The organism is Bradyrhizobium forestalis, from assembly GCF_002795245.1.
In the GTDB taxonomy this organism is placed as follows: Bacteria; Pseudomonadota; Alphaproteobacteria; order Rhizobiales; family Xanthobacteraceae; genus Bradyrhizobium; species Bradyrhizobium forestalis.
The window spans coordinates 92,870-116,759 of record NZ_PGVG01000012.1; the positions used below are offsets into that span (position 1 = coordinate 92,870).

Annotated in this window: 27 protein-coding genes and 1 pseudogene; 6 read left to right on the forward strand and 22 right to left on the reverse strand. The window is 64.8% G+C overall.

The window, feature by feature from the left end; genetic code table 11:
* Positions 1-334: 334 nt before the first annotated feature.
* From CVM73_RS16680 to CVM73_RS16755, 16 genes and pseudogenes are all read right to left on the reverse strand, one after another.
* Positions 335-589 (reverse strand): hypothetical protein, encoded by a 255-nt coding sequence (locus CVM73_RS16680; protein WP_100233043.1) that lies wholly within the window; start codon positions 587-589, stop codon positions 335-337.
* A gap of 18 nt (positions 590-607) precedes the next feature.
* Positions 608-874 carry a helix-turn-helix domain-containing protein gene (locus CVM73_RS16685; protein ID WP_158237573.1) on the reverse strand — a complete coding sequence of 89 codons (267 nt, stop codon included), beginning with the start codon at positions 872-874 and terminating at the stop codon, positions 608-610.
* A 5-nt stretch (positions 875-879) separates the two neighbouring features.
* A pseudogene (locus tag CVM73_RS16690) lies at positions 880-1,194 on the reverse strand (type II toxin-antitoxin system RelE/ParE family toxin).
* 115 nt (positions 1,195-1,309) lie between these two features.
* Positions 1,310-2,530: a chromate efflux transporter gene (gene chrA, locus CVM73_RS16695; RefSeq protein ID WP_100233045.1), complete on the reverse strand. Its 1,221-nt coding sequence runs from the start codon at positions 2,528-2,530 to the stop codon at positions 1,310-1,312.
* 258 nt (positions 2,531-2,788) lie between these two features.
* Complete coding sequence (locus tag CVM73_RS16700; protein ID WP_100233046.1) at positions 2,789-3,763, reverse strand: tripartite tricarboxylate transporter substrate-binding protein; 975 nt, start codon at positions 3,761-3,763, stop codon at positions 2,789-2,791.
* Positions 3,764-3,787: 24 nt separating this feature from the next.
* On the reverse strand, positions 3,788-4,504 hold the full coding sequence (locus CVM73_RS16705) for a GntR family transcriptional regulator (RefSeq protein WP_100233131.1): 717 nt from the start codon (positions 4,502-4,504) through the stop codon (positions 3,788-3,790).
* Between the two features lie 23 nt (positions 4,505-4,527).
* On the reverse strand, positions 4,528-5,268 hold the full coding sequence (locus tag CVM73_RS16710; protein WP_100233047.1) for an SDR family oxidoreductase: 741 nt from the start codon (positions 5,266-5,268) through the stop codon (positions 4,528-4,530).
* Between the two features lie 23 nt (positions 5,269-5,291).
* A complete protein-coding gene (locus CVM73_RS16715) occupies positions 5,292-6,062 on the reverse strand; it encodes an SDR family oxidoreductase (protein WP_100233048.1) in 771 nt (256 codons plus the stop codon).
* Positions 6,063-6,077: 15 nt separating this feature from the next.
* Complete coding sequence (locus CVM73_RS16720) at positions 6,078-6,458, reverse strand: carboxymuconolactone decarboxylase family protein (RefSeq protein ID WP_100233049.1); 381 nt, start codon at positions 6,456-6,458, stop codon at positions 6,078-6,080.
* A 29-nt stretch (positions 6,459-6,487) separates the two neighbouring features.
* Positions 6,488-7,714, reverse strand: coding sequence for an ABC transporter substrate-binding protein (locus CVM73_RS16725; RefSeq protein ID WP_100233050.1), 1,227 nt, complete (start codon positions 7,712-7,714; stop codon positions 6,488-6,490).
* A 34-nt stretch (positions 7,715-7,748) separates the two neighbouring features.
* Positions 7,749-8,999 carry an ABC transporter substrate-binding protein gene (locus tag CVM73_RS16730; RefSeq protein ID WP_100233051.1) on the reverse strand — a complete coding sequence of 417 codons (1,251 nt, stop codon included), beginning with the start codon at positions 8,997-8,999 and terminating at the stop codon, positions 7,749-7,751.
* Between the two features lie 34 nt (positions 9,000-9,033).
* Positions 9,034-9,741 carry an ABC transporter ATP-binding protein gene (locus CVM73_RS16735; protein ID WP_100233052.1) on the reverse strand — a complete coding sequence of 236 codons (708 nt, stop codon included), beginning with the start codon at positions 9,739-9,741 and terminating at the stop codon, positions 9,034-9,036.
* On the reverse strand, positions 9,728-11,500 hold the full coding sequence (locus CVM73_RS16740; protein WP_208639214.1) for a branched-chain amino acid ABC transporter ATP-binding protein/permease: 1,773 nt from the start codon (positions 11,498-11,500) through the stop codon (positions 9,728-9,730). Before CVM73_RS16740 ends, CVM73_RS16735 begins: the two co-directional genes overlap by 14 nt.
* 2 nt (positions 11,501-11,502) lie before the next feature.
* Positions 11,503-12,438, reverse strand: a complete 936-nt coding sequence (locus tag CVM73_RS16745) for a branched-chain amino acid ABC transporter permease (RefSeq protein ID WP_100233054.1) — start codon at positions 12,436-12,438, stop codon at positions 11,503-11,505.
* Positions 12,439-12,532: 94 nt separating this feature from the next.
* Complete coding sequence (locus CVM73_RS16750; protein WP_100233055.1) at positions 12,533-13,927, reverse strand: MmgE/PrpD family protein; 1,395 nt, start codon at positions 13,925-13,927, stop codon at positions 12,533-12,535.
* A gap of 31 nt (positions 13,928-13,958) precedes the next feature.
* Positions 13,959-14,852: an NAD(P)-dependent oxidoreductase gene (locus tag CVM73_RS16755; RefSeq protein ID WP_100233056.1), complete on the reverse strand. Its 894-nt coding sequence runs from the start codon at positions 14,850-14,852 to the stop codon at positions 13,959-13,961.
* A 255-nt stretch (positions 14,853-15,107) separates the two neighbouring features.
* Here CVM73_RS16755 and CVM73_RS16760 point away from each other — a divergent pair, with 255 nt between their 5' ends.
* The 4 genes from CVM73_RS16760 to CVM73_RS16775 all read left to right on the forward strand — a co-directional run bounded on the left by CVM73_RS16760 (position 15,108) and on the right by CVM73_RS16775 (position 18,457).
* The gene (locus CVM73_RS16760; protein ID WP_245452314.1) at positions 15,108-16,463 is read left to right on the forward strand and encodes an MmgE/PrpD family protein; all 1,356 of its coding nucleotides are present in this window, start codon (positions 15,108-15,110) and stop codon (positions 16,461-16,463) included.
* 31 nt (positions 16,464-16,494) lie between these two features.
* Complete coding sequence (locus tag CVM73_RS16765) at positions 16,495-16,881, forward strand: carboxymuconolactone decarboxylase family protein (RefSeq protein ID WP_100233058.1); 387 nt, start codon at positions 16,495-16,497, stop codon at positions 16,879-16,881.
* Between the two features lie 27 nt (positions 16,882-16,908).
* Positions 16,909-17,742 carry an N-acyl homoserine lactonase family protein gene (locus CVM73_RS16770; RefSeq protein ID WP_100233059.1) on the forward strand — a complete coding sequence of 278 codons (834 nt, stop codon included), beginning with the start codon at positions 16,909-16,911 and terminating at the stop codon, positions 17,740-17,742.
* A 106-nt stretch (positions 17,743-17,848) separates the two neighbouring features.
* The gene (locus CVM73_RS16775) at positions 17,849-18,457 is read left to right on the forward strand and encodes a cysteine hydrolase family protein (protein WP_100233060.1); all 609 of its coding nucleotides are present in this window, start codon (positions 17,849-17,851) and stop codon (positions 18,455-18,457) included.
* Positions 18,458-18,526: 69 nt separating this feature from the next.
* Here CVM73_RS16775 and CVM73_RS16780 read toward each other — a convergent pair whose 3' ends face one another.
* From CVM73_RS16780 to CVM73_RS16810, 6 genes are all read right to left on the reverse strand, one after another.
* Positions 18,527-19,309 (reverse strand): Crp/Fnr family transcriptional regulator, encoded by a 783-nt coding sequence (locus tag CVM73_RS16780; RefSeq protein WP_100233132.1) that lies wholly within the window; start codon positions 19,307-19,309, stop codon positions 18,527-18,529.
* Between the two features lie 210 nt (positions 19,310-19,519).
* Positions 19,520-20,707 carry a DUF305 domain-containing protein gene (locus CVM73_RS16785; protein ID WP_100233061.1) on the reverse strand — a complete coding sequence of 396 codons (1,188 nt, stop codon included), beginning with the start codon at positions 20,705-20,707 and terminating at the stop codon, positions 19,520-19,522.
* Positions 20,704-20,883, reverse strand: a complete 180-nt coding sequence (locus tag CVM73_RS16790; protein WP_100233062.1) for a CsbD family protein — start codon at positions 20,881-20,883, stop codon at positions 20,704-20,706. The genes CVM73_RS16785 and CVM73_RS16790 overlap by 4 nt, the downstream gene beginning before the upstream one ends.
* Before the next feature lie 168 nt (positions 20,884-21,051).
* Positions 21,052-21,447 (reverse strand): DUF3459 domain-containing protein, encoded by a 396-nt coding sequence (locus CVM73_RS16795; RefSeq protein WP_245452315.1) that lies wholly within the window; start codon positions 21,445-21,447, stop codon positions 21,052-21,054.
* Positions 21,448-21,843: 396 nt separating this feature from the next.
* Positions 21,844-22,032, reverse strand: coding sequence for a hypothetical protein (locus tag CVM73_RS16805; protein ID WP_100233064.1), 189 nt, complete (start codon positions 22,030-22,032; stop codon positions 21,844-21,846).
* 6 nt (positions 22,033-22,038) lie between these two features.
* A complete protein-coding gene (locus tag CVM73_RS16810; RefSeq protein ID WP_430641303.1) occupies positions 22,039-22,431 on the reverse strand; it encodes a response regulator in 393 nt (130 codons plus the stop codon).
* A gap of 145 nt (positions 22,432-22,576) precedes the next feature.
* On the opposite strand from CVM73_RS16810, the gene CVM73_RS16815 reads away from it, so the two are divergent.
* Positions 22,577-23,584, forward strand: coding sequence for a chemotaxis protein CheB (locus CVM73_RS16815; RefSeq protein ID WP_100233133.1), 1,008 nt, complete (start codon positions 22,577-22,579; stop codon positions 23,582-23,584).
* A 10-nt stretch (positions 23,585-23,594) separates the two neighbouring features.
* Positions 23,595-23,861 (forward strand): hypothetical protein, encoded by a 267-nt coding sequence (locus tag CVM73_RS16820; RefSeq protein WP_100233066.1) that lies wholly within the window; start codon positions 23,595-23,597, stop codon positions 23,859-23,861.
* Positions 23,862-23,890 lie beyond the last annotated feature (29 nt).

Here is a 23,890-nt window from a genome sequence, read left to right on the forward strand (position 1 = left end):
TGGGTCGAAATGAACCTTTCGATCGCCATTGCCAGGATAAGCCATTGAAATCACAGGAAATGCGACCGCCCTCCGAGCGCACCAGCCTCAAGCTTGGCGTTGAAATCGCTGAGTTTTTTTCGTCGGATTACGACTGCTGTGGCTACGAAAGCTATCCGAGCGTTTCTATCCTTCCCGGGGTTCAGTTGGATGGTCGCCTTCATCTTCGTCATCTTTCAAGTTGATTGTCTCGCCTAGCGATTCCATGACAGCCCCTATTCAAGCCGTAGTTCTCCATCATTCTTGCGGCACGTAGGTCGACCAAGGCGGAAGGCGAAGGGAGAGGGGGCTCCGGTTAGCTATCGTCCATCAGGGCCATCCAAATATCGTGCTTGGTGAATGGTGGACGGTCGTCGTCGTTATCCCACTCAAAAAGCGCCCGACGATATTCTTCGGTTGCGATGTTGTTGAGCTCGTCGTCAGTGTCGGGCAGCAGTTTGGCAGCCCGCTTTGCCAACAGATCGCCAACGTCGCCGCTCAGGGCGGCCGTATTGCGATGTGACGTTTGCGATGTGACGTGGCGGAGAGCGTCTCTGCCGCTAATGTTCAACTATGCCAATCTCGACTGTCACGCCGCCTTCTGTAGCTTGATCCCGGGGCGTAGCCCCGCGCGCTGCGCAAGCCGGACCAGCATGCTCAGGCTGAACCGGTTGATCTTTCCGTTCTTGATCTCCGATATCCGAGCCTGGGTAACCCCGAGTTGTTCCGCCGCCTCGGTCTGCGTCAATCCGGACTTGTTCAGCCATTTGTTGATCCCGGAAAGCAACTTGGCGCGCATCTCAAGCTCTGCGGCTTCTTCCTCGGAGAAGAGGTCGTGGAATACTGATCTTGCCATTATCGTCACCTGATCTGTCTGAGCCGCGCTTTGGCGACGTCGATGTCCCGTTTGGCCGTTGCCTGTGTTTTCTTCTGGAACGCATGCAGCACGTGAACAACGTCGCCGATCGTGGTCAGGTAGATGATCCGGTAAGCGCCGGATGCCTGACGTATCCTGATCTCGCGAACGCCGGGGCCGACCGACGACATGGGCTTCCAGTCAGAAGGATTTTCGCCGATCTGAACCTGAAACAATTGATATCCAGCTTCGCGTCACGCGTCGTTCGGGAAGGCTTCGACATCGGACCGGCTGCTGCCGTGCCACCTCACTTCCTTCATTATCTGACTATGCCAATTCTGGCATAGTCAGATAATGCGGCTTGGCGTCGGACACTGGCCTTGAAAGAAAGCCGGTGGTACGCGTGGGTGCCGAGTTTTCTTGCGTGCCCAGCGGTCAAATCAGCGTCGTCGCGACGCCGGCCACGGCGCTGAAGGCGACGACGAGGAGCGGAGGAGCGCGCCACGCCACCAGCAGGACGAAGCCGGCAAGCGCGATGCCGAAATCTCTCGGCGCGTGCACGGTCGTCGTCCATACCGGATCGTACAATGCAGCGCCGAGCACGCCGACCACCGCGGCGTTGACGCCCCGCATCATGGCCTGGGCGCCGGCCCGCTTCCGGAACGAATCCCAGAACGGCAGGGCGCCGAGCAGAATCAGGATCCCCGGCAGGAAGATGCCGGCGAGGCCAAGCACGGCGCCGGCAAGCCCGTGCGGATCCGGAGTGACCACCGTGCCGAGATAGGCCGCGAAGGTGAAAAGCGGACCGGGCACCGCCTGAGCGGCACCATAGCCGGCGAGGAAGGCATCGTCGCTCAGCCAGCCCGGCGCGACGAAGGCCTCGCGGAGGAGAGGGAGCACGACATGACCGCCGCCGAAGACGAGCGCGCCGGAGCGATAGAACGCGTCGAACAAGGCGACGCCTGAGGATCCCGTCAACCCGCGTAACGCGGGAAGCCCCACCAGCAGAATGAAGAACATCCCAAGCGTGATCAGGCCAACGGTTCGCGACACCGGAATTTCGACGTGCCCAGACGGCGCAGCCGCCTCGCTCCGGCACAGCCAAAGACCGGCGAGGCCGCCGAGGACGATCGCGCCGATCTGTGCAATCGACGCCGTGCTGAAGAGGATGATCAGTGCCGCCACCACCGCGATCGACGCGCGCTCGCGGTCCGGACAGAGGTTGCGCGCCATGCCCCAGACTGCCTGCGCCACGATCGCGACCGCCGTCAGCTTCAACCCGTGCAGCAGGCCGGCCCCGACCGGCCCGGTCAACGCCCCGGCCCCATAGGCGAAGAGGACAAGTGCCGCGGCTGACGGCAGCGTGAAGCCGGTCCAGGCGGCGAGGGCACCCAGGTAACCGGCGCGCATCAGCCCGATCGAGAATCCGACCTGGCTGCTGGCGGGGCCCGGCAGGAATTGGCACAGGCCGACCAAGTCGGCATAGGCGTGCTCGTCGATCCACTTCCGCCGCACGACGAACTCGTCGCGGAAGTAGCCGATGTGGGCGATCGGGCCGCCGAAGCAGGTCAGCCCGAGCTTGAGGAAGATGCGCAGCACCTCGAGCGGCGAGCCGCGGTGGGCGGGGACGGTCGCGGTTTCAGCGGTGAGATCCATGCGTCACACGTCGTCGAACAGGGCGATGAAACCGAAATCCATATGCTGTTGCCGGCGGCAGTGGAAGAGCGTTGTCGTGGGGCCTGCGACGGTCATCGGATTTCGACAGTCGATGCCCCAGCGCGGTCGTCCGGCGATATGGCAAGCCGGCCGCCTGGACGCGCGAACCCAAGCTCAACGATCGAACCCAGTGCCGCCGCAGTGTAGGAGGACCGCACAGTGCTTTCGTAACCGTTCGTCGCCTCCTTGCGGCTGACGTTACTGCGGCTCGATTCCAGCCGCCTTGATGATCTTTCCCCATTTGCCGATCTCAGCTTTCAGGAAAGCTTCGAGGGCGTCCGGGGTCGCGCGCTCAGGCTCCACTGGGGCCATGCTGAGTTCGGCAAAGCGGCTGATCAGCGCCGGGTCCTTCAACGCCGTCTGCAGCGCGCCCACGAGTTGGTCGACGACGGGCGTCGGCGTCCCGCGCGGCGCGTAAAGACCGTACCACGTCGTCACATCGAAGGCGGGAACGCCGGCTTCGGCCGAGGTCGGCACCTCAGGCAGCGTCGCCACGCGCTTCCTGCTGGTGATCGCGTAGCCTTTGATCGTGCTCGACTGGATATAGGGCGTCGGTCCGGTCGCGGGATCGCAATAGACGTCGATGTGGCCGGCGATGACGTCGTTCAGTGCCGGCCCGCCGCCTTTGTAATAGATTGGCGTGAGCTTGGTATCTGTCGCGCTCATGAACATCAAACCGCAGAGCTGCGAGGCTGAGCCGAGACCGACATTGCCGAAGGTGATCTTGTCGCCGGCGTTGCGGATCTGCGCGATGAGGTCTTTGAGATCCTTGGCTGGAAAGTTCGGCCGCGCCACGAGGATCATCGGGACGTCGGTGACGAGCCCGATCGTAGCGAAGTCCCCGACCGGATCGAACGGCAGCTTGGCATAAAGGGCAGGTGCGGTGGCCTGGCCGACATGCATCAGGAGCAGCGTGTAGCCGTCGGGGGCCGCCTTGGCGACACGGTTGGTGCCGAGCGTGCCGCCGGCGCCGACGACATTTTCAATCACGATCGACTGTTTCAGCGTCGCGCTCATGGCGCCGCCGAGGATGCGCGCGATCACGTCGCCGGGACCACCGGCGGAGAAGGGCACGATCATCGTGACCGGGCGTGAGGGATAGTCGTCCGCGATGGCCGCGCCGCAGGGATAGAGCAGGACAAACAGGATCAGCGATCGTACGAGATACGTCATCGAACACTCCCTGGCGGCAATGTTTTAGTCGTCGGAAGGCGCCGCCTCCTTGGCTGCCGACGATTTTTCGATCATGTCGAGCGCGGCCACCGCAGCCGCGTTGATGTGGTCGACGCAGCAGCGCTCGGCGAGATCCGGATCGCCGTTCTGGATCGCGCGCCAGATCGCGGTGACCTCGCGCAGGCTCTTGTTGATCCGCTTCGGCTGCGACATCGAGGTGATCCGCAACAGCTGGATCCGGTCATGCAGCGGCTTGAGCATGCGCTCGATGAACGCGTTGCGGCAGCCACCGATCAGAGCGGCGTAAAAGTCGGTCTTGGCTTCCAGGCATCCGACGAGGTCCTGCCTTGCCGCGGCTGCCTTCAGCCGCGTCAGGGCTTCCCCGATCCGGCGAGCCACTTCCGGATCGTGAAGCCGGGCGCATTCGCGGCCGGCGAAGCCTTCGAGCACCGCGCGCGCCGCGTAGAGCTGCCGGGCCTCTTCGAGGCTGATCGTGGAAACCACGGGGCCGCGGTGCGGGACCGTATTGACCAGTCCGTCGGCCTCGAGGACACGCAGCGCCTCCCGGATCGAGGGGCGACTGACGCCCATCATCTCGCAGAGCTCGCGCTCCACCAGACGCTGGCCCGGTTTCAGCGTGCCGGACATGATCGCCTCGCGCAGCTTTTGCGCCACCATCGCTCGGACGGTTGGTACGTCATCGATGCGGAGTGTCGACTGCAATTCGCGGCGTCTTTCCATGTTCCGGCCTTGGTTGGGATGATTCAATACCGGTTTACAGGCAGAATCATCAGTTCGGCAATTTGAACGTGGGCGGGCTGGTCAAGGGCAAAGACGATCGAACGGGCGATGTCGGCCGGCTCGAGCGCCATCCTGAACTGGTCGAAATAGTCCTTTTCCCTCTGCTTGTCGCCGCGGTAGCGGGTCAGGATGATGTTGGTCCGGGTCAGGCCGGGCTGCAGCTCGGTGACCCGGATCGCGGTGTCCGCCAGTTCGCCCCGGAGGGTCTCGGTGAACATGTGCACGCCCGCCTTGCTGGTGCTGTAGGCGGCCATATCCGGGATTATACGGACGGCGTTGATGGAGCTGATGTTGACGATATGCCCGGCGTTGCGCCGGACCATGTCGGGGAGGAGCGCGTGGGTGACGCGCATCAGGCCGATCAGATTGGTTTGGATGATGTTGGACCAGTCGTCCGCGGAGCCGACGTCGAAACGCGTCCGCCCGCCGATGTCGTGGCCGGCATTGTTGATGAGGATTTCGACAGGATTGAAATGTGCTGGGATAGCCTCCGGCAGGCGATCCACGGCCTGCGCATCGCTGACGTCGAGCTGGATCGGAAACATCGCATCGCCCGCCGTTGCCGCCAGCTCCTGAAGGGCCTTGGCGTCGCGATCGACCAGCACGACGCGGCGGCCACTTTCCAGCAGTGCCTTGGTGATGGCGCGCCCCATGCCGCCGGCGGCGCCGGTCAGGACGACGATCTGGCCCGATGCTTCAGTCATCGCAACACTCCCATTTCATGCTCTCATGCGATGGACCAGCCGCCATCGATCGGCAGGCTGGCGCCGGTGATGTCATTTGCCGCGGGACCGCAGAGAAAGACGACCATGGCGGCGACGGCATCCATTTCGATGAAACGCTGCGTGGGCTGGCGCGCGCCGAGATACTCGCGGGTCACATCGTCGACCGGACGGCCGCTATTGGCCGCCATCGTGGCGATCTTGTTCAGAATGGCGGGCGTCGGCAGCGTGCCGGGGCAGAGCGTGTTGCAGGTGATGCCGCTGCGGGCGGTCTCGATGGCCACGGCGCGGGTCATGCCGAGAATTGCCGTCTTGGTGGTGACGTAGTCGATGCGGTCCTCGACCGCTCGGCTCGAATAGATCGAACCCATGTTGATGATCCGGCCCCAGCCGCATTGCTTCATCGCCGGCAGGGCAAGGCGGATCAGGTTGAACGGCGCCGAAAGGTTGACGGCCAGCGCCTGCTCCCATTTCTCGGGCGGGAATTGTTCGATCGCAGAGAAGTGCCTGACGACGGCGTTGTTCACGAGGATATCGATGGCGCCGCAGCGGCCGAGCAGGTCCGCCATCATCGCCTCGATTGCCTCGCGCTGGGACAGATCGACGCCGGCCGCAATCGTCTCGACGCCGAAGCGGGCGCGGAGATCATCCGCGGCTTGTCTCGGTGCCGCGAGATCGTGGAGGACAATGTTGGCGCCCGCGCCGGCCAGGCCTTCTGCCACGGCGAGGCCAAGGCCTGCCGCCGCACCGGTCACGAGCGCCCATTTGCCCTTCATCGCCGCTATGCTCCGTTATGCCTTGTCGAGCTCGGCAAAGACTTCCTTCGCGTTCCGGAACGCATCGACACCCGCCGGCACGCCGCAATAGATCGCAACCTGCATGAAGACCTCGCGGATCTCCTCGCGGGTCGCGCCGTTGGCGAGCGCGCCGCGGACATGGGTCTTCAGCTCATGCGGGCGGTTGAGCGCGCAGAGCATTGCTAGGTTGAGAAAGCTGCGCGTCTTCCGCGTCAGTCCCTCGCGCCCCCAGACGTAACCCCAGCAATATTCCGTGGTGAGGTCCTGCATCGGGCGGTTGAACTCGTCGGCAGATGCGATTGCCTTGTCGACGAACTCGTTGCCGAGCACGGCTTTGCGGATTTCGAGACCGCGGTCATAGGTCGCCTTGTCCATTCTGTTCTCCGTTTCTTGTTCGGGCGTTGTCAGCTCTTCGGCCAGAACGGTTTTGCCAGCTCCAGTTCGGGCGGGAACACCGTCACCGGCACGCCGGATTGCCACTGCACGATGGTCATGCCGGCGCCGACGCGGCGGCCTTTCTCGTCGAACTTAATCTCGCCCAGCGGGTAATATTTCGAGGGGCCGGCATCCATGGTGCGCAGCGCTTCGCCGATGGCGATGCGGTCGGCCTTGCCGGCCTTCTCCAGCGCGTCCTTGATCACCCACATGTCGCCATAGGTGGAGATCGCGTTCTGCGTCATCCACGGCTCCTTGTAGCGGGTCTTCAATTCGGCGATCAGCGCCTCGTGGCCCTTGGCGCCCCAGCTGGCGACGCATGTGAGCACGCCTTGAAGCAGTTCGGGGCTGACGGTCTGCAGCATGTCCGGCTCGGCGATGGCGATGCCGAACGAGATCGTCGGCACCTTGCCCTGGCCGAGGCCGAATTCGTTCATCTTCTCGAGCAGCAGCTTGGCGTCCGAGATCACCGTCGGCAGGAAGAAGAGCAGATCGGGCTTGGCCGAGCGGATCTTCTGCACCAGCGACGTCGCATCCGCGAGCGGCGGCGTGAACGTCTCGTCGACGACCAGCTGGAGCTGGTTCTCCGCCAGCAACCCCTCGCGCATCGACTTTGCGGAAGCGATGGACGCCGCGGTGTTGTCGGTGAGGATCGCGACCGTCTTCGGCCGCTTGCCGGATGCCGTCTCCGCCAGCTTGATGATCTGCGGCAACGCCTGTCGTGCCTGGGAGCCCGCCGTGGCCGAGGTCTGGAACACGTATTTGAAGCCGCGATCCGTGATCAGGTCGGAGTAGGAGAGGGTGAGGACGGGCAGGTTGGCGCGTTCGGTGACCTCGGTGACCGCGAGCGTGAACGAGGACAGATAGGCGCCGCTTGCCGCGACCAGGTCGCTCTCCTGCGCCACCATGCGCTGGGCGGCGTTCTTGGCTTTTTCCGTGGTGTCGCCGGAATCGAGCACGACGAGCTTCAGCTTGGCGCCGCCGAGCGCCTTGATGCCGCCTTGCGCGTTGATGTGCTCGACTGCCATCTCGGCGCCTTCGCGCATCACCGTTCCCGGACGAGCATAGAGCCCGGAGATCGGCACCAGCAGGCCGACCTTGACCTCCGAGGGTTGCTGGGCCCAGGCGCGGGATGCGATCAGCGTGCCGGAGGCTCCGGCGAGTAACGTTCGTCGGGTGATCCTGATCTTGCTCATGACAATTCTCCTCCCTGAAAAATTGCGCGAGGCTCTATGATCTCTGCGGCCAGAACGGCTGCGCCTGCGCGAGCTCGGGCGGATAAACGGTGACTGGCACGCCCGATTGCCACTGCACGATGACGACGCCGGCGCCGATCCTGCGGCCCTTCTCGTCGAATTTGAGCTGACCGCCCGGATAGTATTTCGACGGACCGGCATCCATGGTGCGGAAGGCCTGTGCGACCGCATTGCGGTCGGCTTTTCCGGCCTTCTCCAGCGCTTCCTTCATCAGCCACATGTCGCCATAGGTCGAGATGACGTTCTGCGTCATCCAGGGCTCCTTGTATTTGGCCTTGAGCTCGGCGATCAGGGCCTCGTGGCCCTTCGCGCCCCAATTGGCAACGATGGTCATGATGCCCTGCACGGTTTCCGGGCTCACGCTCTGGAGCATATCCGGCTCGGCGATGGTGATGCTGAAAGACACGGTCGGAATCTTGCCCTGACCGAGACCGAACTCGCTGATCTTCTCCAGGCCGAGCTTGGCGTCCGACACCGCATTCGGCATGAACAGCAGCAGATTAGGCTTGGCCGATCGAACCTTCTGGATCAGTGGCGTGGCATCCGACAGCGGCGGCGTCCACACTTCCTCGACCGCGAGCTGGAGGCCTTCCTGCGCGAACAGCTTTTCCTTGAGCGCCTTGGCCGTGGCGACCGATGTCGCGGTGTTGTCCATCAGCATCGCCACGGTCTTGGGCTTCTTGCCCGAGGCGTTCTCGGCGAGCTTCATCAGCGTCGGCAGGCCGAGCTCTGACTGACGGCTCGCGGTTGCAGCGGTCTGGAAGATGTATTTGAAGCCGCGGTCGGTCAAAAGGTCCGAATAGGACAGCGTCAGCACCGGCAGTTCGGCGCGCTCGGTCACCTCGGTGACGGCGAGTGTGAAGGAGGAGAGATAGGCGCCGGTCGCGGCGACCAGATCCGGCTCCTGCGCCACCATGCGCTGCGCCGCGTTCTTGGCCTTCTCGGTGGTGTCGCCGCAATCGATCACGACCAGCTTCAGCTTGGCGCCGCCGAGCGCCTTGATGCCGCCTTGCGCATTGATGTGGTCGATGCCCATCTCGGCGCCCATCTTCATGACCTGGCCGGGGCGGGTGTAGATGCCCGACAGTGGCACGATCAGCCCGACCTTGATTTCTGCCGGGGTCTGCGCGCGCGCCACGCCGGCGAGGCCGACGACGGCGGCGCCGGACAGCACGGTGCGGCGGGTCAGGCCCGTCGATGTCTTGCTCTTCGATGTCTTGTTCATTTTGTTCGCTCCCTGATCATTGCTCTTGTGCTTGTCACATGCCGAGATAGGCCTTCCGCACGCGGTCGTCGGCGCGCAGCGTGGCGTTGTTGCCTTCGAGCACGACATGTCCGGCCTCGAGGACATAACCGCGGTCGGCGGATTCCAGCGCTTCTGCGACGCGCTGCTCGACCAGCAGCATGGTCAGTCCGGACTGGCGGCGGATCTCGATCAGGCGTTCGAAGATGAAGTCCGCGGTCGACGGCGCGAGCCCCATCGAGGGCTCGTCCAGCATCAAGAGCTTTGGCGAGGAGGCGAGGCCGCGGCCGATCGCGAGCATCTGCTGCTGGCCGCCGGACATGGTGCCGGCGAACTGATTGCGGCGTTCCTTCAGCACCGGCAGCCATTCGAAGATCCGCTCGATATTGGCCTGCCAGTCCCGGTGCCCGCTTTCGGTCATCGCGCCCATTTCCAGATTCTCCATCACGGTCAGTGACGGGAAGACCTGGCGGCCCTCGGGGACGTGGGCAATGCCGAGATGGGCGCGCTGTGGTGGCGGCACCGCGAGAAGATCGACGCCGTCGAACGTAATTGCGCCGCCGCTCGGCTTCACGATGCCAGAGATCGTCTTGAACAGCGTGGTCTTGCCGGCGCCGTTGGGACCGACGATCGCAACGAACTGACCCGCGCCGACATCGATCGAGACGTCGTTCAGGACGGGCTTAGCGGAATAGCCCGCGCTCAATCGCTCAATTCGCAGCATGGCCCACCCATTTCTTGCCGAGATAGGCCTCGATCACGCGGCTGTCGCGCGTCACGACTTCAGGCAGGCCCTCGGTGATGACGGCGCCGTGGTCGAGCACGAGGAAGCTGTCGACCAGGCGGACCATCGCCTGCATCGTGTGCTCGATGATGGCGATGGTCATGCCGTCGCGTGCGAGCTGCTGGATGACGGCGACGACCTCGTCCGCCTCGCCGTGACCGAGGCCGGCGAGCGTCTCGTCGAGCAGCAGGATGCGCGGCTGGCCCGCGATCGCGCGGGCAAGCTCCATCAGCCGCAGCTCCTTGGTCGAAAGCTCGCCGGCGACACGGTCGGCGACGGCAGAGAGCCCGACACGGGCGACCGCATCAGTGGCAAGCTTGCGCGCCTCCTCGTCGGATCGGGCGCGCACGTACGCGCCGACCACGACATTGTCGAGGATCGACATGCGCAGGAACGGCCGCATGACCTGGAAGGTGCGGCCGATGCCGGCCTCGCAGATCACGTGCGGCCGCTGGCCGGACATGTTGCGGCCGTCGATCAGCACCTCGCCCTGGCTCGGCTTCAGGAAGCCATTGAGCAGATTGAATAGCGTGGTCTTGCCGGCGCCGTTCGGACCGATGATGCCGAGGATCTCGTTCTTGTGCAGCTTGAAGCTGACATCCTGCACCGCTTTGAGGCCGCCGAAGGAGCGCGAGAGATTCTTGACCTCGAGCACCACTTCGCCGGTCGCTGCGCGCTGCCGCGTGGCCGGCCTCAGCGCCGTGACGTTGGTGGCCGATGTTTCGGAGACGTTGGCAGCAGCGGATTTGGGCGCGATGCGTTTGCGCAGGAGATCGCGCAACTTCCAGAACAGTCCTTCCGGTGCGAGCAGGATGACGCAGACGATGGCGAAGCCGAAGATCACGCCCTGAATGCCGGGGAAGCGTGCGCCGGCCTCGGCGTGCAGGATCTCGGCGAGAGGGATCAGGATCACCGAGCCGATCACCGGACCCCACACCGTGCCGACGCCGCCGAACATCGCAACCGTCAGCGCTTGTGCCGACACCAGCATGCCGAACACCGATTGCGGTGTCACGACCAGCAGCACCTGTGCGTAGAAGCCGCCGATCGCGGCGGCGATTGCCCCGCTCAGCGTGATGGCGCGCAGCTTCCAGGCCAGGGTGTTGATCCCAGCCGCCTCGGCCGCGGCCTCGTTCTGCTTGATCGCGAGCAGCGCCATGCCGAAGCGGGATCGCTCGATCACTTGCGTCAGCACGATGGTGGCAAGCATGATTGCGAGCCCCAGCAGCGTGTAGACGTGGGGATCGGCGAATTGCATATAGGCGATCGGCGCCTCGCGCTTGATCGGAAGCGTCACCTCCTGGAAGCCGAGCCACTCGAACACGTAGAGGATGGCGAGCGGGTAGGCGAGCATCGCCAGGGCAAAGTAGTGGCCCTGCAGGCGGAAGGTCGGAAATCCGATCAGGAGCCCGGCGATGCCGCCGAGCATGGCGGCGACCGGGATCAGCAGCCAGGGGGAGATGTTGAAGTAGATCTGGCCGAGCGCGGTCGCATAGGCGCCGATGCCGAAGAACGCGGCGTGGCCGAACGAGATCAGCCCTGTGTAGCCGCTGAGCAGATTCCAGGACAGCCCGAACACCGCCCACACCGGCACCAGCGTCAGGATGAGCTGGTAATAGGAATTGGTGACGCCAAGCGAGATCGCGGCATAGGCGATGGTGAAGAGCAGGGGAGGCAGAAAAGAACGCATCCGGAGCATGGTCACGTCCTCTCCACCATCCGCCCGAAGAAGCCTTGCGGGCGGAAGAAGATGATGAGGAGGAAGACGGCGAAGATTGCAGCGTTCTGCAACTGTGTCGGCAGGATCAGCGTCGACATCTGCTGCACGAGGCCGATCGTCATGCCGCCCCAGAACGCGCCGATGATGCTGCCCATGCCGCCGAGCACGACGCCGGCATACATGACGATGACGTATTCGAGGCCGACGAACGGGTGGAACGGATAGTTGGTGGCGAGCAGGCCGCCGGCAATCGCGGTGATGCCGCAGCCGAGCGCGAAGGCGGTACGGTGGGCGCGGTCGACGTCGATGCCCATATAGGTCGCTGCCGTCGGGTTATCCGCGGCGGCGCGGAGCGACTTGCCGATCCGGGTTCGCGTGATCAGCAGCGAGAGCAGAACCATGATCGCCAGCGAAACAACCGCGTCGATGCTGCGCGCCTTGTTCAGGAAGATGCTCATGTCGAACAAGGGGCCGAGCTCCCAGGCCGAGCTCGACAGCGGCGTGCGGATCGAGGCCAGCACGGAGCCGAACACGATGAGGCCGCCGTTCTGCAGGATCAGCGCGATGCCGAGCGTGAGGATGAGCTGGGCGTAATGGCCTTCGCCTTCGAGCGAGGCGGTGCGCGTCCCCGATACGTGCGAGATCAGCGCCAGATGAACGAAATAGCCGAATAGGGCGAGCACGGGCCCGGCCAGCAGGATGGCGACGAACGGGCCGACCGTGTTGCCGAACAGCGCCTGCACGCCGGCGGCGGTGAACAGATAGAAGGCGGTGTACATGCCGAGCATCATGAAATCGCCGTGGGCGAAGTTGATGACCCGCATGACGCCGAAGATCAGGCCGAGCCCGACGCACATCAGGCCGTACACTGCGCCGATCAGAAGGCCCGCGGCGAGCGCTTGCAGGAATCCTTCCATCAGCCTCGCCTCCGCGCGGCGTCTGCACCGGCCGCTGACGATGCTACGCTGGTCTCCAAGTCGACCATGTTTCCCCCATACTCTCCGGCATTTCTTATGATGCCGATCGCAAAGTCCGTTCCGTTGCGTCCAGACGGCATTGCGCGGCGATGATTCCGGCATTGCCGAGCTGGTCGCAGTTGTCGACGAATTGCTCGAGCCGATGCGCGCGATCCTCGCCGAGCACGCGGCCGGCGGCGGCGCGGAAGCGCGCGCGAATATCTGACGGCGTTGCGGCGATGACATCGGGCAGCGCGTGACGGATGGCCCGCCCGTCGCGCAGATGCACGGTCACATCAGCGCCCTGCTTGCCGGGGAAGGCGGCGGTGAAGGCCGGATCGGCCTTGAGCTCCGTGATCGAAACCAGGCGGATGATCTCGGCATCATCGAGCGCTGCGTAGTTCTCGTCCTCGATCTCGCCCCGCGCCAGCGTCGCCGCGACGCTGAACGGGATGCTCATCTTGGCCTGGAGCGCGTTGCGATAGGGCCCTTTTGAATCGCAACCGGGATAGCGGACGGCGGCGTCGGGCGCGCGGATGAGGACACTGCTGATCTCCTCGGTGCTGGCAAGCTCGTGCGAGACGCGAAGCGCGGCCTGTGCCGCGGTCTGCGCGAAATTGCAGGCTGGCACCGGCTTGTTGTAGACGGCCATGATCTCGCATCCGCCGTTCGGGAAGAGAGTGATGCGGTCGGGCGCGGCCTGGCGGCGATACGCGGCGAACAGGCCGGCCTCGCCTTCGAGGATTGTCTCCGAGCCGAACGCGCCCGCTGCGGCGAGGCCAACTGCCTTGATCGCATTGCTGGCGGCGAAACCCGGATGGAAATACATGTCCGAGCCGCCGGCATGCGGCCACTCGTTCAGTCCGCTGGACGTATTGGCCGCGATTGCGATGGCGCTGGTTGCCTGGTCCTCGGAAAGGCCGAGCGCGTAACTTCCCGCGAGCGCCGCGCCCGGAGGCGTCACAAGGCCAGTCGGGCGATAGAGGCGCGCGAGATCGGAGGTCAGGAGCGCGCGGCCGATCCGCGCGCCGGTCTCATAGCCGATGATGGCAGCCGCGAGCAGCCTCGTGCCGTGCAGCGGCGTTTGTTCCGACAGCGCGAGCAGGGCGGGCCAGATCACGACGCCGTGGTGTGCGATGCTCGCCGCATGCATGTCTTCCCGCACGAGACCGTGTCCCATCACGGCGTTGGCGAAGGCCGCGTCGGCCGGGGACGAGAGTTGCGACGTTCCGATGATCGTTGCGTTGCCGCCGCCTCGCGCGATCGCAACGGCCTGGCGGCTCCAGGGATGGTGGCCCGCCTCGAACGCGCAGGACAAGAAGTCGAGCAGGCAGAGCTTTGCCTTGGCGATGACCTCCGGCCCGAGATCTCCGATATCCAACGTAAGCACGCTACGCGCCATCTGACGCGCGAGCGATACCTTGCCTGAAACGGTCGGGCCGATCGTCATCGCGGATCGTTCTCCCTGAAGGTGCGCGCAATCACCCGCGCATCTCGACCCCGGCCCACTCTTCGAGCACCTTGGCGATCGAGGTGAAATCGGACGAAGCGCCGTATTTGGCGTTGGTGATCGCGAGCATCTGCCGTACCACCGCGCCGCAGACCATCGGCACGCCCATGGCCTCAGCTTCGTCCACGCAGAGACGAACGTCCTTGTAGGAAAGGCCGGTGGCGAAGCCGAAATCGAAAGTGCCGGGCAGCACCGCGCGGGGGAATTTGTCTTCGGACGCGCTGTTGCGGCCGCTGCTGGCGTTGATGATGTCGATCAGCACCTTGGCGTTGACGCCGCCCTTGACGCCCATGGCGACGGCTTCCGAAGTAATGACCAACGCCGCGGCCGCCATCAGATTGTTGGCGAGCTTGGCGGTCTGCGCCACGCCGGGCTTGTCTCCGGTGTAGAACAGCTTGCCGAAATTCTTGAGGATCGGCTGCACGGTCTCGTAGGTGGACTGGGGGCACGACACCATCACGGCCAGGGTGCCGTTGACAGCGCCCTTGATGCCGCCGCTCACCGGCGCATCGACCAGCGTCATGCCCTTAGCGCTCAGGCCTTCGGCGACGAGCTTCGCCGCGCCAGGACCCGAGGTCGAGAGGTCGATCACGATCTTCGCGCGGTTGCCGCTGCTGATGCCGTCTTGGCCGAGCGCAACCGCCTTCACGATATCCGGTGTCGGCAGGCTGGCGAGCACGATGTCGGCGCGGGAGGCGACGTCGGCCGGCGACTTGCCGACGAGGGCGCCGCGCTTGACTAGCGGCTGCGTCGCGTCGGCCTGCGTGTCGTAGACGACGAGCGAATAGCCCGCGTCCATCAATCGTCCCGCCATGGGGCCGCCCATGCGGCCCGTGCCGATCACGCCGAGCGTCTCTCCCGCCATCGTTCACTCCCTGTCGCGCGATCCCGTGACGGGCGCGCCTTTTTCTTCATCTTCTGGTCGATCGATTTCGGCGGCTGGCCGCGCCGACCGCCGTCGTTGCGGCGACGGGATCCCCGCGCCAGCGGGCGGGATTGTTATGATTGTCAGACAAGCTGTCAAGCATAACATTTGGGGTCGACAGTTTGCCGCGGATCGGCATAAGGTCGAAAGAAAACGAGGAAGACGTCCCGCGTGCCGCAAGATTCGATTCCGAGTGTGAGCAAGACGCTTGCCGATTTCGTCGCTGCCTCGTCATGGGCGGACGTGGCGGCGCAGAGTCACGAGGCACGGCGCTCGATTCTCAATTTCTTCGCAACGGCACTGGGCTCTGCACGCGATCCGGTGGTGATGGCTGCCATGCGGACCTTGTCGCCGTTCAGCGGCGCCGCGACTGCGACGGTCATCGGCCATTCCGAGCGAATGGATGCGTTGTGCGCCTCGTTTCTCAACGCCATCTCGGCGAATCTGCTCGACTTCGACGACACCCATCCCGACACGATCATTCATCCGGCGGCACCAGTGGCAGCTCCTGTCCTGGCGCTTGCGGAGACGCGCAGGATGTCAGGACGCGAGGTGCTGACGGCCTTCATCCTCGGTGTCGACGTGGAATGCCGGATCGGCAGTGCGGTCTCGCCGCGTCATTACGCGCGCGGCTGGCACATCACCTCGACCTGCGGGATTTTCGGCGCGGCGGCGGCGTGCGCGAAGCTGCTCGGCCTGCCGGCGGAAGGGATTGCGAATGCAATCGGAATTGCGGCGGGCCAGTCGGCCGGCAATGTCGAGAACCTGCCCAGTGCGGCCAAGAATGTCAGCGTAGGCAACGCTGCGCGCAATGGTTTGTTCGCCGCGCTGCTTGCGCAGCAGGGTTACGACGCTGCCCCCCGTGCCATCGAAGGTCCGCTCGGCTGGGCGCGCACCATGGGAGACGAGCTAGACCTTGACCGTCTGCGCGCTGGTCTCGGCAAGAGCTGGGAGATCGCGAAGAATACCTACAAGCCTTACCCCGCAGGAATCGTCTTTCACGCGGTCATCGACGCCTGCCTTCGATTGCGCGAGCGGATCGCTGGACGGGCCGGCCAGATCGAATCGGTGATCGTGCAGGGCTCGGCGCTGCTGCTCGCCCGCGGCGATCGCCCCGTCAACAACGCGCGTGACGCGCGCGTCAGCATCCATCATTGCGTGGCCTGCGGACTGCTGCTCGGCACGGCTGGAGTTGCCGAGTTCGCCCACGAGACGGTGGTCCGGCGCGATATCGCGCAATTCCGGCAGAGGGTGAGGGCGGAGCTGGACAGCGGGATGCCCGATGGTGCCGCGCGCGTCACCTTGCGTCTCTTGTCCGGCGAGGTTCTCACCGAGACCGTCATCTCGCCGCGCGGCAGCCAGGCTGCACCGCTTTCAGACAACGACATTGAAGAGAAGTTGCGCGAAGGTGCGCGCACCGGTCGAAGCGATTGGGACGCGGACCGTGTCATCGATGCGATCTGGTGGCTCGAGGCGGCGGATGACGTCGCCAATCTCCTGCAATCGCTGCGGCCGCCATCGGCGCCGCGCCACACGGATTCCAACCCTTAACTAGGATCTCTCAAGACCGGAAAGGACGATCATGAGCAAGACTGAACTGTTCGAGAAGGGCCTCAAAGTCCGCAAGGAAGTGCTCGGCGAGAACTACGTCAACAAATCGATCGCGGGCGCCGACGAGTTCACGCGCACGATGGCGGAATGGTCGACCGAGTTCTGCTGGGGCGCGCTGTGGACCCGGCCGGGCGTCGACCGGCGCACGCGCTCGATCGTCAATCTCGCGATGCTCGGTGCGCTGAACCGGCCGCACGAGCTGAAGCTGCACGTCAAAGGCGCGCTGAAGAACGGGCTGACCAAGGAGGAGATCAAGGAGATCCTGCTCCAGGTCGCCGTCTATTGCGGCGTTCCTGCCGGCATCGACGCCTTCCGTAACGCGCGCGAGGCCTTCAACGAAGTCGACGCGGGGTCCTGAAGGCCCGCCGCCTGATTGGAAGACTCCATGGCTGACCCGGAATACGAGCTCTTCGCCATCCGCTATGCAACGCGGGAGGCGCAGCGGAGCGAGCACTTCATCGGCGGCGATCCGCATGACGGGCCGATGCCGATGGACTATTTCATCTGGCTGGCGAGGGGAGGCGGTCGCACCTTCGTCATCGACACCGGGTTCAACGCCGAGATCGCGAAGCAGCGCAGGCGGACGTTCCTGCGCTGCCCGGTGGAGACGCTTCGCGCGTTCGATATCGACCCGGCCGACGTCGAGGATGTGATCCTCACGCATCTGCACTACGACCATGCCGGAAATTTCGACCGGTTTCCGAATGCGCGCTTTCACCTCCAGGAGCGCGAGCTCGCCTATGCCACCGGGCGCTATATGCAGTACCCGAGGCTGTCGCATTCGTTCGAGGTCGAGGATATCTGCGGGATCGTACGGTTGAACTATGCGCGCCGCGTGTTGTTCTACGATGGCGATGCCGAGATTGCGCCCGGGCTGACGGTCCATGCAGCCGGCGGCCATTCAGCCGGTCTGCAGTTCGTCCGCATCAACACGCGACGGGGGCCTGTCGTGCTCGCCTCCGACGTCAGTCACTTCTACGAGAACATGACCAGCGAGCGGCCCTTCACGACGGCGTTTCACGTCGGCGACATGCTGGTGGGCTTCGACAAGCTGCGGACCGCGGCACCTGGCGCTGACCACATCGTTCCCGGCCATGATCCGCTGGTCATGAACCTCTACCCCGCGCCAAGCCGGGACCTGAATGGCATCGCAGTCCGGCTCGACGTGGCGCCGTCAGGAGCTGGCCGGGGCGAGGACGTCCAGCGCACACCAGCGTGACGCACGTTGGAGGCCGAGTCCGCCTCGGCACCGCGGCGGTTCGGAACCAAAGCCTTCGCCTTCGCATTCGCAACTGGTCGCCGAATGCGCTTGACGGTGGAGGACGATGAGGGACAGCACGTCGGAAGTGGCCCCAATTCGGGACGCCGTTCACCTCTGCATCGACATGCAGAACATTTTCGCTCCCGGCGGCCTCTGGGCGACGCCCTGGATGGAGCGTGTTCTGCCGGCGATCGTCTCGGTCGTTTCGTGCCATCCGGTGCGAACGATCTTCACGCGCTTCATCACCCCGCAGGATCCAGAGGATCGCCCGGGACAGTGGCAGAGCTATTTTCATCGCTGGCACCAGGCGACGCGCAGACATCTGCCGCCATCCGCTCTTGAGCTCGTGCCGGCCTTGAGCCGGTTCATTCCGCCAGCTGCCGTCATCGATAAGCCGGCCTATTCTGCGTTCAGTAATGCCGGTCTCGCGAGCCTGCTGGTCGAAAAGAAGGTCAGTACCGTCGTGATATCAGGCGCGGAGACGGACGTCTGCGTGCTCTCGACGGTGCTGAGCGCGGTTGATCTCGGCTTCAGGGTCGTCATCGTCGAGGACGCGCTGTGCAGCTCGTCCGACGTCGGGCACGATGCGCTCATGACGATGTATCGCACCCGCTTCCACGGCCAGGTCGACCTGGTGACAGCGGAAGAGCTGGCCGAGTTCTGGCGCGAGTAGGATGCGAAGCGGGATATGATCCGCGATCACCAAGGCGCGCAATGCGCCTTCGGCGCTCCTCGAGGCGGATCAAGCGACCGCGACGTCGGCCGTCGTCGACCTCGCATATGGCGGCCGCGCATCGTCCGCGCCGGACCGAATGCTCAGATAGGCCGGATCGAAGCCGGCGAGCCGGACCAGGCCCGGCCAGTCCGTGATCGTCAAGGTCTTGCCCTGCCATTGCAGCAGATTGCAGCGGCGCAGCTCCTGGATGGTGCGGTTGGCGTGGACCGGGGAGATGCTGCAGGCTGCGGCGAGGTCGGACTGGGTGCAGGGCGAGGACAACCTGAAATCCTTGGCGAGCCCGACGATTTGTAGCCGAACGGTGATCTCGCAGAGCAGATGAGCCACGCGCGCCAATGCGTCCCGGCTGCCGAGATTCACCGTCCAATTGCGCTGGATGGCGTGGTCGGCAAGCAGCATCAACAGCATCGCATGTGACATCGCCGGCGAACGCGCCGCGAGTTCGCGAAAGAAGCGGTGCGGTACGAGGGCGACGACGGCAGGGCCGAGCGCGACCAGGTTGCCGTCGATGCGCGGACGATAGAGGGCATGCAGGTTGGCAATGTCGCCGGGAACGCAGATCGCGGTGATCTGGCCATCTGCGCTTTCGTGATTCTGCCAGGACAGATACCCCTGGAGCAGCAGGCAGCATTGCGTAGCCTCATCGCCGTGCCGCAGGATGGCCTGATGCGTGCCGAAATGCGCAATGCTGCTCGGCATGTCCGCAAGCAGATCGAGATCGTCAGTGGTCAATTCGACGAGGCTCGTCAGCCGATCGGCGAGTTTCGAGAAAGCAAATCCTGCCTGCATGTGATGTCCGATGGCCGGCCGCCCGGCTCCGACTTTGACCGAGAACGACGGCAAGAGGCATTAACTTTTGATAGGTTGGCTCCGGTGCGTCAGCCGATGCAACGCAGCGCCTGGATATCGACGTGCCGTATTGTTCATTGTTCCTATTGATCTGAGCGCAGCGGGGCCATCCGTTGCGTCTGTTCGCTTGAATTCAGGCAACCACGATCCTCAATCGGCTCGCCCATCCAAGGTTCCTCGCGCTCGATTGACGTTGTCGCCGGCCATGTTGCGAACGGCCGTGGTGACGGCGGCAAGGCCGCTCGCGCCGCGCATCAGCGCGATCTCGCCCTGCTGCTCGTGGCGAATGGCATGCGCCATGATGCGCAGGCGCAGATCGCCGCGGCTGTGCCAAATCTGGTCCGCCATCTTGGCGGCGCCCCGGTGATGCCTGCTCATGGTCTCGACGAACAATTTGTCGAACTGGTCCGGCGGCGCGGTCTTGACCTGTCGCATCTCGGTCGACGTCAGAAAGCCCGGCATTGCCGCGCGCTCCTCCGTGCTGCAGTCGGGCATCTCCGTGTCGAACCAGCTCAGCCACCAATTTTCGAAGATGCGGTTCTCGCCGGTCTGGCTCGCGACCATCAGCATCGCGAGCTTTCGCAGATGCGGATCCTGCGCGCGCTCCGCGGCCGCCCGCGCCAGCTCGATGCCCTGGGCATGATGCGCGGTCATGTGACGGATGTAGGCCTGGTCTTGATCCCTGTCGCGCCCCATCCATGGGGGCTCGTAGCCATGGTTGCCGAACAAAGCGATCGCCCCGAGCACCGCAATCACGGCAAGCGCGCCGGTCGTCCACATATTGGTGAACCGCACGTCGCTGTCAGGCGCATTCCCGTGCCTCCAGCGCAGGCGCGCGAACAGGGGATACATCACGGCTGAGGAGCCATGCACCAGCATCCCGATCCAGTAGGGCTGTTGCAGCGTGAACAGCGGCTGCCAGAACGGAAACAGCGGCACCAGCACGAGCCATTCCATGCCGGAAGAGAGCACGGCCCAGGGCAGCGCCAGCAGCAGGATCGTCACCGGCCGCAAATCGGCGGTCCAGCGCCCGAGCACGCCGAAGAAGAACAGCGCCCAGGAAAAATCCGCCCATTGGTGAAAGGCGATCCCGGTCAGGATCGCGCTCCAGGATGGCTCGCTGCTGATCGCCCAATCGCGCGCAGGAATGGCGGCGACCGTCATCCAGTCGACCGCGGCATCGCGGCCGATGCGGGCGGCGAAGAGCTGGCTGACGATGGTCGAGAAAGTGCTGCTGATCAGGCCAAGTTCGGCCGCGGCGATCCAGCGCGAACGTCGCCGTTCGCCGATGGTGCGCCGCGCCCCGCTGGCAAGCGCTGGTCGCGGCTCTGCGTTCACGTCAGCTGCTTGAGCTTTTTCAGCGGATTGAGCTCGCTCGGCTTGTCCTGTTCGTCGTGCCCACGCTCGGCTTGCGCCTTGCCGTCATCGTGCAGATCCTGGTCGCCGATGATCTCGCCCACAGCCTGCTTGGTCTTGCCGACGATCCGCTGCTGAAGACCTTTGGCCTTGCCCATGAGCTGCCTCCAATATGCCCTGCCGCTGAGCCCGCGCCGCTACTCCGGCGCCTGAAGGGGGGCGTGAGCGCCGGGGCTGCGGTTTCGTCCAAATTGCCTCCGGCGGCGGGGGGAGCCGCCGGAAACGTTGATGAGACTCTTCGGGACGCGGATGGTTCCTCCGGGCCGTCACCGAGGTTCGAGGACGATGATCACGCCCTCGTTGCCCCGGAGCAGGACGGAAGCATCCGGCAATGGCCCGGGCGGCCGGTCCAGCTGCGTCGACATCAAGAGGCGGCCGCGACCTTGCCAGTGCCATGTCCGTGGTTCAGCCGCGATATTGAGCGCGACCAGAAATTCGTTACGGCCATCCATTCGCTTGTAGGCCAGGACGTCGTTCTGCGAGCGCAGCGGCGCGTAACCGCTCCGTCGTAGGCCGGCATGCTTGCGCCGCAGCGCCATCAGCCCGCGAAACAGCGCCAGGATCGAGCGCTCGTCGCGCTGCTGTGCAGCGATGTTGGCCGCGCCATCGGGCGGACCACGGTCGCGGCCGTCACGCCGAACGAGTTGCTGGCCAAGCAGCACCGCAAGATGGCGGAGCCGGGCACGGCGAGGTCGTAGAGTGACGCCCGTCGCAATCTCGCGGAGCGGCGCGAACCGTGTTGCGGGCCGACAACAAAGGCGCCTGCGATTCACATAGCCTAATGCGCAGCGGCCCCGAAACCGTCAAATTGTACGGGCCGAAAACAGAGGGGGGCCGCGATGGCGATGGATCGCATCGAACAGGCCTTTGTCGCGACTGCGGTCACGGGTTTTGTCGTGATGACGTTGGCAATTGTCTGGATGATGATGAGCTGAACCGGGGGAGCCCGCCGTCTTGCGCCTCGCGCTACCTTACGCCGCAATTATCCTGTGCCTGGCAGTGACCGCCTGGCTGGCTTTCGCGCATCTGTTCTGATTCGATCGGCTGCGCGCCTGAGATCATCCTGCGTCCCCCGACTTGCTGTCCCGGCGCGGCGGCTTGCGGCGCTCTTCCTCCAGCTCATCACGTAGGCGCTGCGCGCTCACGAGATGATCGGTGCTGCGCAGCAGCGCCAAGCCCTCGCGCACCAGCTGGCGCGACTGGCTGAGCATCTGCTCATCGAGCGCGGTATCGGGTGTGAAGATCATGGAACGTCACTCTCCATTGCGAGACGTGGGCGGGGACGCGCCGGGTTGCGCGTCATGCCTGCCCCGATGGCCGACGAGCTCCGCCACAGTCTGCGCCATGGCCACGATATCGAACGGCTTTTCCCAGAGCGGCACGTCATGGAATTCGGGCTTGATGCTGACCCTGTCGTAGCCCGTGGTGAACACGAAGGGCACGTCGCGCGCCCTGAGTTCCCTGGCGATTGGATAAATCAACTCCGTCCGAATATTGACGTCGAGCACGGCGCCATCGAGTACGCCGGCCCCGTGCAGCATCGCCGTCGCGTCCTCAATGTCCCCGACCGGACCAGCAATCTCGGCGCCCAGCGTTCGCAGCGCATGGCCGATGTCGTCGGCGAGAAAATATTCGTCCTCGATCACGAGGATGCGGCGCCCTGTCAGGGGCGCGCGCTGTTGAGACGATGCGCGAGAACTGGACATGATGCCTCCAGCAATCCCTCAGTCAGATAGGAACATAAGATTGGGACCCACTTTGGTGCAAACGATGCAATTGGAGCTGGGTTCCATGAGCAACCGCGACATCATCGTCATCGGGGGCTCGGCCGGGGCGACCGCGCCGCTGAAGCAGATCTTGGGCCGTCTGCCCGCGGATTTACCGGCCGCGGTCTTCATCGTACTGCACATTCCGGCGCAAGGCATCGGCATCCTCTCGACGGTTGCCAGCAATGCCGGCCCACTTCCGGTCCGGCAGGCCGAGAACGGCATGAAGATCGAGCCTGGCCAGGTCTATTTGGGCGCGCCGGACCATCACTTGCTGCTCGCTGGAGATCGCGTTTTCCTCGGCCGAGGACCGCGCGAGAACATGGTGCGGCCGGCGATCGATGCCCTGTTCCGCTCTGCCGCGCTCTATCACGGCCCGCGTGTGATCGGCGTGCTCCTCAGCGGGCTGCTGTCCGATGGGGCTGCCGGCCTCAACGCCATCAAGCGCTGTGGCGGGATGGCCGTGGTGCAGGACCCCTCGGACGCAATCTCCGACGAGATGCCGCGGCGGGCGATGGCGGCGACCACCGTCGACCTCTGCGTGCCCGGCGCCACCATGGGCGACGTGCTGTCCGAGCTCGTCAGGGAGCCGGCCGGCGCCGCGCTGCCGATCCCGCCCGAGATCAGGCTCGAGGTCGAGATTGCGGCCGGCGACCGGATCGGCAGCGACAATTTGGCCACGGTGGCCGAGCCCGTCGCGCTGACCTGTCCGGCCTGCGGCGGGGTGCTGTCCGAGATCAAGGAAGCGCGCCCGATGCGCGTTCGCTGCCAGGTGGGACACGGCTACACCGCCGATGCTCTCGCCAAGGAGCAGGAGGGGCGCGTCGACGAGGCGCTGCGCGTGGCGCTGCGCATCATCGAGGAGCGCGCGGAGCTGGTGCAGCGCATGGCGGCCGACGGCCGGCGCAGCGGCCGGGCGGCCGTGGGGGAGATGTATGAGGCGCGGGCGCTCGAATACCGCGAATATGCCGACATGATCCGCCGGGTCGTGCTAAAGTCGCTCGATCCTCCTGTGGGCAAACGGGCGGTTTGAAGGCTCCGTCATGGCCATCTCCCTTGCCGAACGTACAGTGCAGCTCAATGCCGAGCAGAGCCTCCTGGTGAAGGCCGACAAGGACATTGAGGAGGGCTGGCAGCGCCTCCGTGATCAGGAAGATCGCGTGCGTGAACTCATGGCGGGCGGACACGACACGCGTCAGGCGGAGCGGCTGGTCAGCCTGCTCAGGCAGACCCTGGTCGAATGGGAGCGCCACCGTACGCTGATCGAGCAGCGGGTCGAGTATCTCCGGCAGGAGGTCGCGGCTGGGTAGCAGGGGGAAGACGGCCGGTCTTCCGAACT